Below are 15,258 nucleotides of genomic sequence, written 5' to 3'. Positions count from 1 at the left end.
GTAAAAAAGGCGACTATAAGTCGCCTTTATTTTTGCCCCGTTGTAACATTGCCGTGCCAAAAATTCCGATAACTCACCTGCTAAGCGTGCAATGAATAAAACCCGTCAAAAAGAATTGACCCGCTGGTTAAAACAGCAAAGTGTAATTTCCCAACGTTGGCTGAACATTTCACGCCTGTTGGGTTTCGTGAGTGGCGTACTGATTGTCGCTCAGGCCTGGATCATGGCTCGCATTCTCCAGCATATGATCATGGACAATATTCCCCGCGAAGCCCTCCTGCTCCCCTTCATCGTACTGATGTTGGTGTTTGTCCTGCGCGCCTGGGTGGTCTGGCTGCGCGAGCGGGTGGGTTTTCATGCCGGGCAGCATATCCGATTTGAGATCCGCCGCCAGGTGCTGGATCGCCTGCAACAGGCAGGGCCAGCCTGGATTCAGGGTAAACCGGCTGGTAGCTGGGCGACGCTGGTGCTGGAGCAGATTGACGATATGCATGATTACTATGCCCGCTATCTGCCGCAAATGGCGCTTGCTGTCTGCGTTCCCCTGTTGATTGTGGCGGCGATCTTCCCGTCAAACTGGGCCGCCGCGCTAATTTTGCTCGGCACCGCACCGCTGATCCCATTATTTATGGCGATGGTGGGAATGGGCGCCGCCGACGCTAACCGCCGTAATTTCCAGGCGCTTGCCCGCCTGAGCGGGCATTTCCTCGACCGCTTACGCGGTATGGAGACGCTGCGCATCTTCGGGCGCGGTGAAGCAGAAACGGAAAGCATTCGTGTCGCTTCACAAGATTTTCGCCAGCGCACAATGGAAGTCCTGCGTCTCGCCTTTTTATCCTCCGGGGTACTGGAGTTCTTCACGTCGCTGTCCATTGCGCTGGTCGCGGTTTATTTCGGTTTCTCCTACCTCGGCGAACTTAATTTCGGCCATTACGGGACGGGCGTCACGCTTGCCGCCGGCTTCCTGGCGCTGATTCTGGCGCCGGAGTTTTTCCAGCCACTGCGCGATCTGGGCACCTTTTACCATGCCAAAGCGCAGGCGGTAGGTGCGGCTGACAGCCTGAAAACCTTTATGGAAACGCCTCTCGCTCACCCGGAACGCGGTGATGTCGAACTTTCCGGGAAAGAACCGGTAACCCTTGAAGCGCAGGATCTGATAATTACCTCGCCGGAAGGTAAAACGCTTGCAGGACCGCTGAATTTCACACTGGCCGCAGGTCAGAGCGCCGTACTGGTTGGCCGCAGCGGTTCAGGAAAGAGTTCGCTGTTAAACGCGCTGTCTGGCTTTCTCTCTTATCAGGGCTCCCTGTGCATTAACGGCGTTGAACTTCGTGATTTATCCCCGGAATCTTGGCGAAAACATCTCTCCTGGGTGGGGCAAAACCCACAATTACCGGCTGGCACGCTCCGTGAAAACGTCCTGCTTGCCCGCCCGGATGCCAGTGAACAAGCGTTACAGGCGGCTCTCGACAGCGCCTGGGTCAGTGAGTTTTTACCTCTGTTGCCGCAAGGCGTAGACACGCCGACTGGCGATCACGCTGGTCGCCTTTCCGTCGGTCAGGCGCAGCGGGTTGCGGTTGCCCGCGCTCTGCTGAATCCCTGCAAATTGTTGTTGCTGGATGAACCCGCCGCCAGTCTGGATGCCCACAGCGAGCAGCGTGTAATGCAGGCGCTGAATGCCGCATCAAAACGCCAGACCACGCTGATGGTAACGCATCAGTTAGAAGATCTTGCCGACTGGGACGTGATCTGGGTTATGCAGGACGGGCAGATCATCGAGCAAGGTGATTATGCCCAACTCAGCAGCGCCAACGGCGCGTTTGCGACACTATTGGCTCATCGTCAGGAGGACATTTAAATGCGTGCCTTGCTACCGTATCTGACGCTGTATAAACGTCATAAGTGGATGTTAACGCTCGGTATTATTCTGGCCATCGTCACGCTACTGGCCAGTATCGGTTTGCTGACGCTCTCTGGCTGGTTCCTCTCCGCCTCAGCCGTAGTCGGTGTGGCGGGTATCTATAGCTTTAACTACATGCTGCCGGCTGCTGGCGTGCGCGGTGCGGCGATCACCCGTACTGCGGGCCGGTATTTCGAGCGTCTGGTCAGCCATGACGCCACCTTCCGCGTATTGCAACATTTGCGTATTCATACGTTCAGCAAGCTGCTGCCGCTCTCCCCTGCTGGTCTTGCCCGCTATCGTCAGGGCGAGCTGCTGAACCGCGTCGTCGCCGATGTCGATACGCTGGATCACCTCTACCTGCGCGTTATTTCTCCGCTGGTTGGCGCGTTTGTGGTGATTATGGTGGTCACGCTGGGGCTGAGTGTTCTCGATTTCACCCTCGCGATTACGCTGGGTGGCATTATGCTGCTGACGCTGTTTATTATGCCTCCGCTCTTCTATCGCGCCGGAAAAAGCACCGGGCAGAACTTAACCCATTTACGCGGTCAGTATCGCCAGCAGTTAACCGCCTGGCTACAGGGTCAGGCGGAACTGACAATATTTGGCGCCAGCTCGCGCTATCGGGCGCAAATGGAAGCCACGGAATTACAGTGGCATGAAGCCCAGCGACGTCAGTCTGAATTAACGGCGCTATCCCAGGCCTTAATGCTGCTGATTGGCGCACTGGCGGTAATGCTGATGTTATGGATGGCTTCCGGCGGCGTCGGCGATAACAGCCAGCCTGGCGCGCTGATAGCGCTGTTTGTCTTTTGCGCGCTGGCGGCATTTGAAGCGCTTGCCCCCGTTACCGGCGCGTTTCAACATCTTGGCCAGGTCATCGCCTCTGCGCTGCGTATTACCGAACTGACCGAGCAGCAGCCTGAAGTGACCTTCCCGGATGGCGAAGCAGCGGCTCCCCGGCAGGTAACGCTGACGCTGCGTGACGTTTCATTCAGTTACCCGGAGCAGCCGCAAAAAGCGCTGGATGCCCTTTCTCTGCAAGTCGCGCCCGGAGAACATATCGCTATTCTCGGACGCACCGGCTGCGGGAAATCGACATTGCTGCAACTGCTCACCCGCGCCTGGGACCCGCAGAGCGGCGATATTCTGCTTAACGATCAACCAATTTCAACGCTGGATGAAGCGGCCCTGCGTCGCACCATTAGCGTGGTGCCGCAGCGAGTACACCTGTTCAGCGCCACATTGCGTGACAACCTGCTGCTGGCAGCGCCAGACGCAAACGACGATACGCTCTCAGAGATGCTGCGCCGTGTCGGGCTGGAAAAGCTGCTGGAGGATGGCGGACTTAACAGCTGGCTAGGCGAAGGCGGACGTCAGCTGTCAGGCGGCGAGCTTCGTCGTCTGGCTATCGCCCGTGCCCTGCTGCACGATGCGCCGCTCATGCTGCTCGATGAACCCACGGAGGGGCTGGACGCGACAACCGAAAGCCAGATGCTTGAATTGCTGGCAGAGGTTATGCGCGGGAAAACCGTTTTAATGGTCACGCACCGTCTGCGCGGGCTGTCACGTTTTGATCAAATAATAGTGATGGACAACGGGCAAATTATTGAGCAAGGTAATCACGCAGATCTGTTAGCCAGGCAGGGTCGTTATTACCAGTTTAAGCAACGTCTGTAAGCTATTATTGAACGATCCGACTTGCGTACTGGAGTTCTGCGGTCATGCGCCTGGTTCAGCTTTCTCGCCACTCAATCGCCTTCCCCTCGCCGGAAGGCGCGTTACGTGAACCCAATGGTTTATTGGCGCTTGGTGGCGATCTCAGTCCTGCCCGCTTATTGATGGCCTATCAGCGGGGTATTTTCCCGTGGTTTTCACCAGGCGACCCGATTCTTTGGTGGTCACCCGATCCTCGCGCTATTTTGCAGCCTGAAACATTACACATCAGCCGCAGCATGAAGCGTTTTCACAAACGATCGCCCTATCGCGTCACGCTTAATTATGCGTTTGGTCAGGTTATTGAAGGCTGCGCCAACGATCGTGACGAAGGAACCTGGATCACGCGCGATGTGGTGGAAGCGTATCACCGCTTACATGAGCTGGGGCATGCGCATTCCATCGAAGTATGGCGACACAACGCGCTCGTCGGCGGCATGTATGGCGTTTCGCAAGGCACCCTGTTTTGCGGCGAATCGATGTTCAGTCGCCAGGAGAACGCCTCCAAAACCGCGCTGCTTGTTTTTTGCGCTGAATTTATTCGTCAAGGTGGAAAATTAATCGACTGCCAGGTGCTGAATAGCCACACGGCATCGCTTGGCGCTGTCGAAATTCCCCGCAGGCAATACCTTGAGCATCTGGGATCATTACGGCAACAGCGATTACCGGGTCATTTCTGGGTGCCACGCACGTTATTTTCGCCTCAGGCGTGAATGTTTTCGGCACATTTTTTGTCAGGGTGTTATAATTGTGCCGCAGAGCAGGTTATGCCCATTACCCCGCCGCCGTTAAGGAACCGTTCGCGTCAGGTAACGCCCATCGTTTATCTCATCGCTCCCTTATACGTTGCGCTTCAAGTGCGGCTTTGCCGTGTTTTTCGGAGTAATGCGCCAAACCTGATTTGCTGCGTTTTAAACGCGCAAATCTTTACTTATTTAAAGAACTTCGGCATTATCTTGCCGGTTCAAATTACGGTAGTGATACCCCAGAGGATTAGATGGCCAAAGAAGACAATATTGAAATGCAGGGTACCGTTCTCGAAACGTTACCTAATACCATGTTCCGCGTAGAATTAGAAAACGGTCACGTGGTTACTGCACACATCTCCGGTAAAATGCGTAAAAACTACATCCGCATCCTGACGGGCGACAAAGTGACTGTTGAACTGACCCCGTACGACCTGAGCAAAGGCCGCATTGTCTTCCGTAGTCGCTGATTGTTTTCACGCCCGGGTGGCGTAAAGATAAAAAAAGGTCGGTTTATCCGGCCTTTTTATTGTCCCTTTCCTGCATGAATACCGTTGATGCGAATTAACGTTATTTTTATTCCCCGCAGCGTCCCTTCCTTCTACATTAAATACTGAACTGCCTGTACGGCAGTGAACCATACCCTGTTTATCGGGCGTGGTTTTCGCTGTTTCTAAGCTGCCTGTACGGCAGTGAACAGGAATAATATCAGACAATCACGTTGATTTATTGAAGAAAAACGCAACGTCTTCCTGTCAGACCCTTTTTCACCCAAGTTATATATACACAATAAAATCAATAAGTTAGTGACATAAAATAAAAAAGGGTATATTGCGCTCTGTTTTAATCTTCCACCATTCGCGCATACTCTTCTGTCAAAAAATCCACCAGCGCGCGTACGGACGGCAACAATCCACGGCGGGACGGGAATACCGCATGAATCACCTCTCTTCTGGGTTCCCATCCTTCCAGCAAGGCAACCAGCTTCCCCGCAGCCAGTTGGTCTTTCACCATTAAAACAGGTAACTGAACGAGGCCGACGCCCGCAACGGCCGCTTCACGCAGCGCCAGCATGTCTGTGGTGATCAAACGCGGTGTAAAGTGAACTTCAGCGCGCGCGCCCTGTGGACCAAAGAGTTCCCAACGGTGGATATGTTTACCTGAAGCCAGGCTCAGTCCGGGCCAGTGATGCAGTTCTGCTGGCGAAGAAGGATTTCCCATACACTGTACCAACGCCGGGCTGGCAAACAAACGGTGCCCCCTGTCCGCCAGCACGCGCATCACCAGATCGCTGTCTTCAAAAGGACGCGGCCGGACGCGAATTGCAACGTCAATGCCCTCGCCAACCACGTCAACACGGCGGTTGGTTGCTTCAAGTTGTAACGACACATCGGGATAACGCGCCATAAACTTCGCCAGCATTGGGCCGATATGTACATGTAGCAACGTCACTGGACATGTCAGTTTTACAATGCCGCGCGGTTCGACCTGTAAGGCGGCTATCGCATCCTGCGCCGCCTGTGCTTCCACCAGCATTGCCTTACAATGTTCATAAAAGGTCTGCCCGACTTCAGTGACATTAAATTGCCGCGTGGTTCGTTGAATAAGGCGAACGCCCAGCCGTTCCTCCAGTTGCGCAATACGTCGGCTAAGCTTTGACTTTGGTTCATCCAGCGCTCGCCCTGCCGCCGCAAATCCCCCCTCCTCGACGACATGAACAAACCACGCAAAATCATTGAGATCCGGTTTTGTCATTACATTGTCCTGTTTATAGAACGGTAAGGTCTATTTTAGCGACTACTCAGATCATTGTCATAGATATAAGCTTATTTACATCAAGACAACGCCACCGAGGAGACCACCATGAAACAGATTACAGGCGTCTATACCGCACCTCGCCCGCACTGGGTTGGCGATGGATTTCCGGTTCGTTCGCTATTCTCTTATCAGTCCCATGCAGAGCAGTTAAGTCCGTTCCTGCTGCTGGACTATGCCGGGCCGCATACCTTTGCCCCTGGCGCCGAAAACGAAAAACGTGGAGTGGGAGAACACCCGCATCGCGGCTTTGAAACCGTCACGATTGTTTACAGCGGCGAAGTTGAGCACCGCGATTCAACAGGCCGCGGCGGCGTCATCGGCCCTGGCGATGTGCAGTGGATGACCGCAGGCGCAGGCATTTTGCATGAAGAGTTTCATTCTTCAGCCTTTACCCAACAGGGAGGCGAGCTGGAAATGGTGCAACTGTGGGTGAACCTGCCCGCGAAAGACAAAATGGCGGTGCCGGGTTATCAGGGCATCAGCAGCGATCTCATCCCTGCCGTAACGCTGCCTGACGAAGCCGGAACCGCGCGCATTATTGCGGGCCGCTATCAGGATGTAAAAGGCCCGGCGCATACCTTCTCGCCGTTAAATGTCTGGGATATGCGCCTGCAACGCGATCGTCATCTTACGCTGCCCGTCGCTGAAGGATGGAGCACCGCGCTGGTCGTCCTGAAAGGAAGTATTACGGTGAATGGCACAACACCGGTAAATGAAGCGCAACTGGTGGTGTTAAGCCAGAAAGGTGAAAACCTGCATCTCGAAGCCAGTAGCGATGCCAGCGTTCTGCTGTTGTCGGGCGAGCCGCTGAATGAGCCCATTGTCGGTTACGGCCCATTTGTCATGAACACAAAACAAGAAATCGCAGAAGCCGTACGCGATTTCAACTCCGGCCGTTTTGGCCAAATCTGAAAACATTGAGGAGTACACAATATGTCCAGTCCTGCTAATTTTAATGGTTTGCGCCCGGTAATTGACGTTAACGATTCTGTTATGCTGTTAATCGACCACCAGAGCGGGCTTTTCCAGACCGTTGGCGATATGCCGATGCCTGAATTGCGCGCCCGTGCGGCCGCACTGGCCAAAATGGCAACCTTGTCGAAGATGCCGGTCATTACGACGGCATCTGTACCGCAGGGACCGAACGGCCCGCTGATCCCGGAGATCCACGCCAATGCACCGCACGCGCAGTATATTGCCCGTAAAGGCGAGATCAACGCCTGGGATAACGCTGATTTCGTCCAGGCGGTAAAAGCGACCGGCCGTAAAACGCTGATCATCGCCGGTACGATTACCAGCGTTTGCATGGCATTCCCGGCAATTAGCGCAGTCGCGGAAGGTTATAAAGTGTTTGCTGTTATTGATGCTTCCGGCACCTACAGCAAAATGGCCCAGGAAATCACGCTGGCACGCGTTGTTCAGGCGGGCGTCGTACCGATGGATACCGCCGCAGTGGCTTCCGAGTTGCAGGGCACCTGGAACCGTGAAGACGCAGCAGAGTGGGCTGAGGTCTACACCAAAGTGTTCCCGGCGTATCAGTTGTTGATCGAGAGTTACAGCAAAGCGCAGGAAGTGGTGAAAAACGGTGAGATACTGGATTCACAGCGCTAATCGTATTCCCTGCTCCCCCAGGGCAGGGAATATGTTCATTGCGTAACCAAACGATAATTAAAGCGTAAATTCTGCTTGACCGTTTTAGCGCAACTCCCTATAGTAGCGCCCCGTTGCCCCCCAAGCGGTCAGGCAGCAATACAATATGGTGAGGTGTCCGAGTGGCTGAAGGAGCACGCCTGGAAAGTGTGTATACGGCAACGTATCGGGGGTTCGAATCCCCCCCTCACCGCCATATTCAGAAAAGAGCTCGTACGAAAGTACGGGCTTTTTTTTCGCATGTTGCACATCGCCGGATGGCGGCGCTCGCGCCTTATCCGGCCTACGAGTGGCGCTCTGTAGGCCTGATAAGCGAAGCGCCATCAGGCTTCTCAGAACCAGGGAATGGTCGCCGTAGAACTTAATCCATAGCTTGTGAATGTCCCGCTAACAGGTTCAGAACGCAGTTCACTGTGGCGAATAAACACCCGAAATTGTTGCTGATTCGACAAGCTCTTAACGTTCAGGTAAGGCAAATCGCTATGCTGTTCGGTTGACTCCACCAGGCGCAGTTGCGCCTGCTCTTCCGTCAACCATCCCTTCCTGACGGAACGCCGCAATAACCGTTGTGGACTGCTTTTCACCTGCACCCGACTCACCGTGCGCCAGCCTTTTACAGCCGGAACAGGGGTTATCGCCATACACTGGCAATAATCATTCAGCCCCTTACGCCATGAACCAGCCTCAAGTTCCTGTAACGCTTTTCTAAGCTATCTGTACGGCAGTGAACTGAAGCTGTTCGTCGCTATCATGGTGTTAATAAAGAAAAATATAAACACATAAAAATCATAGCGTTAAAAAACACTCAAAAAAAGGGTTTCCAGGTATCCGGGGCATGGCGGCAAAAAAAATCCGTAACCTCAAAAGAGATTACGGATTTTAGCGAGTTTATCTGAACGCGACTGGCGTTCAGATTTTACCGGTTACGAGATTAATGCGCGGCTTCCGGTTTGTGCTTTTGCGCACTCTGGAAGCCATACGTCAGCTCATTTTTCTCTTTATCCAGCGCAACGGTCACCTGGCCGCCGCCAACCAGCGAACCGAACAGCAGCTCGTTTGCCAGCGGTTTTTTCAGGTTGTCCTGGACGACGCGCGTCATTGGACGTGCGCCCATCGCGCGGTCATAGCCTTTCTCTGCCAGCCAGTCACGCGCTTCCTGACTCACTTCCAGGGAGACGCCTTTCTGATCCAGTTGAACCTGCAACTCGACGATAAACTTATCGACAACCTGATGGATCACTTCAGTAGACAGGTGATCGAACCAGATAATGTTGTCGAGACGGTTACGGAACTCCGGCGTAAACACTTTCTTGATTTCACCCATCGCGTCCGTACTGTTGTCCTGATGGATGAGGCCAATCGATTTACGTTCAGTTTCACGCACACCGGCGTTGGTGGTCATCACCAGCACCACGTTGCGGAAATCCGCTTTACGCCCGTTGTTGTCCGTCAGCGTGCCGTTGTCCATCACCTGCAACAGCAGGTTAAAGACATCTGGATGCGCCTTCTCAATTTCATCCAGCAGCAGAACTGCATGTGGATGTTTGATAACCGCATCGGTCAGCAGACCGCCCTGGTCGAAACCGACATATCCCGGAGGCGCGCCGATCAGGCGGCTTACGGTGTGGCGTTCCATATACTCGGACATATCAAACCGCAGCAGCTCAATACCCAGCGCTTTGGAGAGCTGTACCGTTACCTCGGTTTTCCCTACCCCGGTAGGCCCCGCGAACAGGAACGAACCGACAGGTTTATGTTCATGACCGAGACCCGCACGGCTCATTTTGATCGCTTCGGTCAGCGCTTCAATTGCCTTATCCTGCCCGAAGACCAGCATTTTCAGGCGGTCGCCGAGGTTTTTCAGCGTATCGCGATCGCTCTGCGAGACGCTCTTCTCAGGAATACGCGCGATGCGCGCCACAACAGACTCAATATCCGCCACGTTGACGGTTTTCTTGCGCTTGCTGACCGGCATCAGACGAGCACGCGCACCGGCTTCGTCGATGACGTCAATCGCCTTATCCGGCAGATGACGGTCGTTGATGTATTTCACCGCCAGCTCTACCGCCGCACGCACCGCTTTCGCCGTGTAGCGAACATCGTGGTGCGCTTCGTACTTCGGTTTCAGGCCGTTGATGATCTGCACAGTCTCATCCACGGACGGCTCAGTGATATCAATTTTCTGGAAGCGACGCGCTAACGCGCGGTCTTTCTCGAAAATATTGCTGAATTCCTGATACGTCGTGGAACCAATCACGCGGATCTTACCGCTGGAAAGCAGCGGTTTAATCAGGTTTGCGGCATCCACCTGGCCGCCCGACGCCGCACCCGCACCGATAATGGTGTGGATCTCATCAATAAACAGGATGCTGTTGGTGTCCTGTTCCAGCTGTTTGAGCAGCGCTTTAAAACGTTTTTCGAAATCGCCGCGATACTTGGTACCTGCCAGCAGCGAGCCGATATCCAGCGAGTAGAGGGTGCAATCCGCCATCACTTCCGGCACATCGCCCTGGACAATACGCCAGGCCAGACCTTCGGCAATCGCCGTCTTACCGACGCCGGACTCACCCACCAGCAGCGGGTTATTTTTCCGGCGGCGACACAGCACCTGAATGGCACGCTCCAGCTCTTTTTCACGACCAATCAGCGGATCGATTCCGCCCACGCGAGCAAGCTGGTTAAGGTTAGTCGTGAAGTTCTCCATACGTTCCTCCCCGCCAACTTGTTCTTCGCTATTTGGCTGATTGCCGGGGTCAGAAGACTGACTCGGCTCGTCCTTTCGCGTCCCATGAGAAATAAAGTTCACCACGTCGAGGCGGCTGACTTCATGCTTACGCAGCAGATAGGCCGCCTGGGATTCCTGTTCGCTGAAGATAGCCACCAGCACATTCGCGCCAGTTACCTCACTGCGCCCGGAGGACTGAACGTGAAAGACCGCACGTTGCAGCACGCGCTGAAAACTCAACGTCGGCTGTGTGTCGCGCTCTTCTTCGCTGGCAGGCAGTACGGGTGTGGTTTGTTCAATGAAGGCTTCAAGTTCCTGACGGAGCGCCACCAAATCCACGGAGCACGCTTCCAGCGCTTCGCGGGCCGATGGGTTACTGAGCAACGCCAGTAACAAGTGCTCGACGGTCATAAACTCATGTCGGTGCTCGCGCGCTCTGGCGAAAGCCATGTTTAAACTGAGTTCCAGTTCTTGATTGAGCATAGGCACCTCCCCCAATTTTTACGCCTGCATTCAGGCTTTTTCCAGCGTACACAGCAACGGATGCTCGTTCTCCCTCGCATACTTGTTCACCATCGCCACTTTGGTCTCCGCGACCTCGGCGGTAAATACGCCGCAGATAGCTTTACCTTGATAGTGAACCGCAAGCATCAGTTGCGTTGCACGTTCTACATCATAAGAAAAGAATTTTTGTAACACGTCAATAACAAACTCCATTGGAGTGTAATCATCATTGACTAATATCACTTTATACATAGATGGCGGTTTTAGCGCGTCGCGCACCTTATCTTCCGCCAGCTGGTCAAAATCCAGCCAATCGTTCGTCTTACCCATTGTCAGTCGTCATCTTCGGTTACGGTTACCGGCAGAACGTACTGCCGCTGACAAGAGCCTATGCACGTAATCAATCTACCCCAATTAATAGATAACTATCATCTATCTCTGTCATCCGCGACATCTGTCACATTACCGGCAATAGCGTTAACTGCTTCAAATTTTTGATTCATTTTTACCCCATCCACCCCGCCTGGCGCTTGACGCCCCGCCTGATTTCTCTAAATTGTAGTTTCGAGAGTTGGCGAGGTTTTGAACAGCCCCCACTCCGCCACCGGTTCATTCCATCTTACTTATATAAGATTTACGAAGGATGTCGAAGCATGGAAACGGGTACTGTAAAGTGGTTCAACAATGCCAAAGGGTTTGGTTTCATCTGCCCTGAAGGCGGCGGCGAAGATATTTTCGCCCATTACTCCACCATTCAAATGGATGGTTACAGAACGCTTAAAGCCGGGCAGTCTGTCCGGTTTGATGTCCACCAGGGGCCAAAAGGCAATCATGCCAGTGTCATCGTGCCCATCGAAGCAGAAGCCGTTGCATAGCTCTTCTGTCTCATTGTGTACATCCCGCAGTCAAAATGCCAGCCCGATCGGCTGGCATTTTTATTTCTGCGCCATTGCTTTTTGCCGAATAGCGACGCTGACGCGCCTTACCCGGCGGACAAACATCCGGCAAGATTCACTCCCGCGCCAGCGCATCTACCGGATCGAGTCGTGCCGCATTACGTGCGGGCAACCAGCCAAACAGTATCCCGGTAAACGTCGAGCACAAGAACGCCGTCAGGAGCGCGACGGGCGAGAAGCCAATTTCCCAGCCGGGTAAAAACATCTGTAGCGTAAAGGCGATCAGCATCGACAGCCCGATCCCCAACGCGCCGCCGACCAGACACACCAGCACCGCTTCAATTAAGAACTGTTGCAGCACATCGCTGGCGCGCGCGCCTACCGCCATACGGATGCCAATCTCCCGGGTTCGTTCAGTGACGGAAACCAGCATAATGTTCATTACGCCGATCCCCCCAACCACCAGTGAGATCACCGCAACCAGCGTCAGGAACAGTTGAAGAGTACGTGTGGTCTTTTCGGCGGTTTTCAAGACGCCGTCCATATTCCAGGTAAAGAAATCCTTCTTCCCGTGGCGCAGCGTCAGCAGGCGGGTAAGCTGCTGCTCAGCCTGCGCGCTGTCAAATCCCTCTTTCACCCGAACGGTGATGGAGTTCAGCCATGACTGCCCCATCACCCGCCCGGACATCGTGCTGTACGGTAGCCAGACGCGGAGGATCTTACTGCTGCCGAACATAGACTGTTTCTCTTCGGCCACGCCGATCACCGTTGCAGGCATATTACCGACCAGGATCACTTCGCCCACCACTTTCGCTTTATTGGGGAAAAGTTGACGCCGCGTGTTGCTGTCGAGCACCACCACCTGTGCCCGGCCATTCAACTGCTCTCTGTTGAACGTGTTCCCCTCGCTAAAGGTCATGCCGTAGACGTTAAAATAGTCGCCGCTGACGCCATTGGCGCTGGCGGCCACGTCGATGTTGCCATAGCGAAGCCGCAGATTTTGCGATACGGCAGGCGTCGCGGACGTTACCCACGGCTGCTTCTGAATCGCGTTCAAATCGTCATATTTCAGCGCCTGCTGATATTGCGGATCGTCGTCGCCGAAGTCTTTACCGGGATAAATATCGATAGTATTGGTGCCAATAGCGCGAATATCCGCCAGCACCATCTGTTTTGCCGCATCGCCGACCACCACGATCGACACCACCGACGCAATCCCGATAATAATCCCCAGCATGGTGAGCAAGGTGCGCATTTTATTGGCAGCCATTGCCAGCCACGCCATCGTGAGCGCCTCACGAAATCCGCTGACAAACAGGCTCCAGCCGGAGGCCGTTTTGACGACGGGCTCCGCGATGCCTTGCCCCGCTTGCGTTTTCTGCGACGGCGGATTACGCACGATCTCGCCATCGTGGATTTCAATCACCCGTTCGGCCTGAGCGGCAACCTGCGGGTCGTGGGTCACGATAATGACCGTATGCCCCCGATCGCGCAGTTGATGCAGAATCGCCATCACTTCATCGCCGGAATGGCTGTCGAGCGCCCCCGTCGGTTCATCGGCGAGGATCACCTGCCCGCCGTTCATCAGCGCGCGCGCAATACTCACCCGCTGCTGTTGCCCGCCGGAGAGCTGTGAAGGCTGATAATCCACCCGATCGCCCAGCCCCAGCCGTTGCAGCAACTCTTCGGCCCGCTCCAGCCGCCGTTTGCGCTCCGTACCGGCATAAACGGCGGGCACCTCAACGTTTTGCGCCGCCGTCAGATGTGAGAGCAAATGATAACGCTGGAAGATAAAACCAAAATGTTCGCGGCGGAGTTGCGCCAGCGCGTCGCTGTCGAGCGTGGAGACATCCCGCCCCGCAATCCGATAGGTGCCGCTGGTGGGTTTATCCAGACAGCCGAGGATATTCATCAGGGTCGATTTACCGGAACCGGACGCGCCGACAATCGCTACCATCTCTCCGGCATGAATTTGCAGGGAGATGCCCTTCAGCACCTCGACCTGTTCTTCACCTGACGGATAACTACGGCGAATATTGCTCAGCTCAAGCAATGCCGTCATTGCGCGGCTCCAGGTTTGCTCTCGCTGATTACCACCTCATCGCCCTCTTCCAGTCCCTTGACGATCTCCACGTCAGTATCGTTACGCGCGCCAATCGACACCTCGCGTTCACGGGTTTCGCCGTTACGCAACAGCGTGACTTTGTAGCGGTTATTGCCGACCGGGTCGCCAAGCGCCGCCAGAGGAATCGTCAACACGTTTTTAATGTCCGTGAGCTGAATATGCACCTGTGCGGTCATGTCCAGGCGCAAAATCCCTTTCGGGTTAGGAACTTCAAAACGCGCGTAATAGAAAATAGCGTCGTTCACTTTTTCAGGCGTGGGCAGGACATCTTTCAGCGCGCCTTCATAGCGGGTCTGAGGGTCGCCCAGCACGGTAAACCAGGCTTTTTGTCCGGGACGCAGGTGAATAACGTCCGCTTCGGAAACCTGCGCCTTCACCAGCATGGTGCTCATATCCGCCAGCGTCAGGATATTTGGCGCCTGTTGAGCGGCAATCACCGTCTGTCCCTGCAAGGTGGTAATTTGCGTCACCTCGCCTGCCATCGGGGCGACAATGCGGGTGTAATCCAGGTTGGTTTTTGCCGTATCAAGAGAAGCCTGATTACGCTTAATCTGCGCGTCAATCGTGCCGATCTGCGCCTGTTTGACGGCCATTTCCGTCGTGGCTGTATCCAGTTCCTGTCGCGAAATCGCCTGGGTTTTCGCCAGCTGTTGCTGGCGTGACAGGGTGACGCGCGCCAGTTTCCACTCGGCTTCAGCCTGTCGGCGCTGAGCGCGTAATTCCATCAGCGTGGCTTCCACTTCTTTGATCTGGTTTTCCGCCTGTTCAGGATCGATAACGCCAAGCAGCTGATCTTTTTTCACCTTGTCGCCAATTGCGACCGACAGCGTTTTAAGCTGGCCGCTGACCTGCGCCCCGACATCCACTTTGCGCAGCGCATCCAGTTTCCCCGTCGCCAGTACGCTCTGCTGGAGGTCGCCCGGACGGACAATCAGCGTTTGATAGTGGGGTAGCGGCGCATTTAACGTTCGCCAGAGCGTAAACATCGCCACGATGATAATGAGGGCGATGAGAATATAGCGCTTTTTCATTTTTCCCTTGAGCTTCATAACGATCCAACATTCCCCGAGATATCCACCAGAGTGGGAAGATAAACCTTAACGGTAAATAAACAAACACTGAAAAACGCGCCGAATATCGCCGTCGCTATCCATTGCTGGACTGCATTCCGCCACAGA

At 54.5% G+C, this 15,258-nt stretch carries 13 protein-coding genes, 1 tRNA gene and 1 pseudogene; 8 read left to right on the top strand and 7 right to left on the bottom strand.

The window, feature by feature from the left end:
- Nucleotides 1–91 precede the first annotated feature (91 nt).
- From cydD to infA, 4 genes are all read left to right on the top strand, one after another.
- Complete coding sequence (gene cydD, locus OGV50_RS22205) at nucleotides 92–1,858, top strand: heme ABC transporter permease/ATP-binding protein CydD (protein WP_200092343.1); 1,767 nt, start codon at nucleotides 92–94, stop codon at nucleotides 1,856–1,858.
- Nucleotides 1,859–3,580, top strand: coding sequence for a heme ABC transporter ATP-binding protein/permease CydC (cydC, locus tag OGV50_RS22200; RefSeq protein ID WP_130028924.1), 1,722 nt, complete (start codon nucleotides 1,859–1,861; stop codon nucleotides 3,578–3,580).
- A gap of 44 nt (nucleotides 3,581–3,624) precedes the next feature.
- Complete coding sequence (gene aat, locus OGV50_RS22195) at nucleotides 3,625–4,329, top strand: leucyl/phenylalanyl-tRNA--protein transferase (RefSeq protein ID WP_012133041.1); 705 nt, start codon at nucleotides 3,625–3,627, stop codon at nucleotides 4,327–4,329.
- A gap of 284 nt (nucleotides 4,330–4,613) precedes the next feature.
- Nucleotides 4,614–4,832 (top strand): translation initiation factor IF-1, encoded by a 219-nt coding sequence (gene infA, locus OGV50_RS22185; RefSeq protein ID WP_001040187.1) that lies wholly within the window; start codon nucleotides 4,614–4,616, stop codon nucleotides 4,830–4,832.
- A gap of 373 nt (nucleotides 4,833–5,205) precedes the next feature.
- Here infA and OGV50_RS22180 read toward each other — a convergent pair whose 3' ends face one another.
- Nucleotides 5,206–6,117: a LysR family transcriptional regulator gene (locus OGV50_RS22180; protein WP_200092330.1), complete on the bottom strand. Its 912-nt coding sequence runs from the start codon at nucleotides 6,115–6,117 to the stop codon at nucleotides 5,206–5,208.
- 108 nt (nucleotides 6,118–6,225) lie between these two features.
- Here OGV50_RS22180 and OGV50_RS22175 point away from each other — a divergent pair, with 108 nt between their 5' ends.
- The 3 genes from OGV50_RS22175 (at nucleotide 6,226) to OGV50_RS22165 (ending at nucleotide 8,026) form a co-directional block, all read left to right on the top strand.
- The gene (locus OGV50_RS22175; RefSeq protein ID WP_200092328.1) at nucleotides 6,226–7,092 is read left to right on the top strand and encodes a pirin family protein; all 867 of its coding nucleotides are present in this window, start codon (nucleotides 6,226–6,228) and stop codon (nucleotides 7,090–7,092) included.
- A 21-nt stretch (nucleotides 7,093–7,113) separates the two neighbouring features.
- Nucleotides 7,114–7,791, top strand: coding sequence for an isochorismatase family protein (locus OGV50_RS22170; RefSeq protein ID WP_012133047.1), 678 nt, complete (start codon nucleotides 7,114–7,116; stop codon nucleotides 7,789–7,791).
- Nucleotides 7,792–7,938: 147 nt separating this feature from the next.
- Nucleotides 7,939–8,026, top strand: a tRNA-Ser gene (locus OGV50_RS22165).
- Nucleotides 8,027–8,162: 136 nt separating this feature from the next.
- Here the strand turns inward: OGV50_RS22165 and cas6f are convergent.
- The 4 genes and pseudogenes from cas6f to OGV50_RS22145 all read right to left on the bottom strand — a co-directional run.
- A pseudogene (gene cas6f, locus OGV50_RS22160) lies at nucleotides 8,163–8,531 on the bottom strand (type I-F CRISPR-associated endoribonuclease Cas6/Csy4); the annotation flags it as partial.
- 230 nt (nucleotides 8,532–8,761) lie between these two features.
- Nucleotides 8,762–11,038, bottom strand: a complete 2,277-nt coding sequence (clpA, locus tag OGV50_RS22155; protein WP_012133049.1) for an ATP-dependent Clp protease ATP-binding subunit ClpA — start codon at nucleotides 11,036–11,038, stop codon at nucleotides 8,762–8,764.
- 30 nt (nucleotides 11,039–11,068) lie between these two features.
- On the bottom strand, nucleotides 11,069–11,389 hold the full coding sequence (gene clpS, locus OGV50_RS22150) for an ATP-dependent Clp protease adapter ClpS (protein WP_012133050.1): 321 nt from the start codon (nucleotides 11,387–11,389) through the stop codon (nucleotides 11,069–11,071).
- Nucleotides 11,390–11,487: 98 nt separating this feature from the next.
- Entirely contained in the window at nucleotides 11,488–11,562 is a 75-nt protein-coding gene (locus OGV50_RS22145) for a hypothetical protein (protein ID WP_213164981.1), read from the bottom strand.
- Between the two features lie 150 nt (nucleotides 11,563–11,712).
- Here OGV50_RS22145 and cspD point away from each other — a divergent pair, with 150 nt between their 5' ends.
- Entirely contained in the window at nucleotides 11,713–11,934 is a 222-nt protein-coding gene (gene cspD, locus OGV50_RS22140) for a cold shock-like protein CspD (protein WP_000447499.1), read from the top strand.
- Nucleotides 11,935–12,070: 136 nt separating this feature from the next.
- Here cspD and macB read toward each other — a convergent pair whose 3' ends face one another.
- Together macB and macA are read right to left on the bottom strand one after the other, a co-directional pair.
- A complete protein-coding gene (macB, locus tag OGV50_RS22135) occupies nucleotides 12,071–14,017 on the bottom strand; it encodes a macrolide ABC transporter ATP-binding protein/permease MacB (RefSeq protein ID WP_200092326.1) in 1,947 nt (648 codons plus the stop codon).
- Nucleotides 14,014–15,111: a macrolide transporter subunit MacA gene (macA, locus tag OGV50_RS22130; protein ID WP_407056833.1), complete on the bottom strand. Its 1,098-nt coding sequence runs from the start codon at nucleotides 15,109–15,111 to the stop codon at nucleotides 14,014–14,016. Before macA ends, macB begins: the two co-directional genes overlap by 4 nt.
- Between the last annotated feature and the right edge of the window lie 147 nt (nucleotides 15,112–15,258).

This window comes from Citrobacter sp. CK180 (genome assembly GCF_030333655.1).
In the GTDB taxonomy this organism is placed as follows: Bacteria; Pseudomonadota; Gammaproteobacteria; order Enterobacterales; family Enterobacteriaceae; genus Citrobacter_B; species Citrobacter_B koseri.
This window is presented reverse-complemented; position numbering and strand designations above follow the sequence as displayed.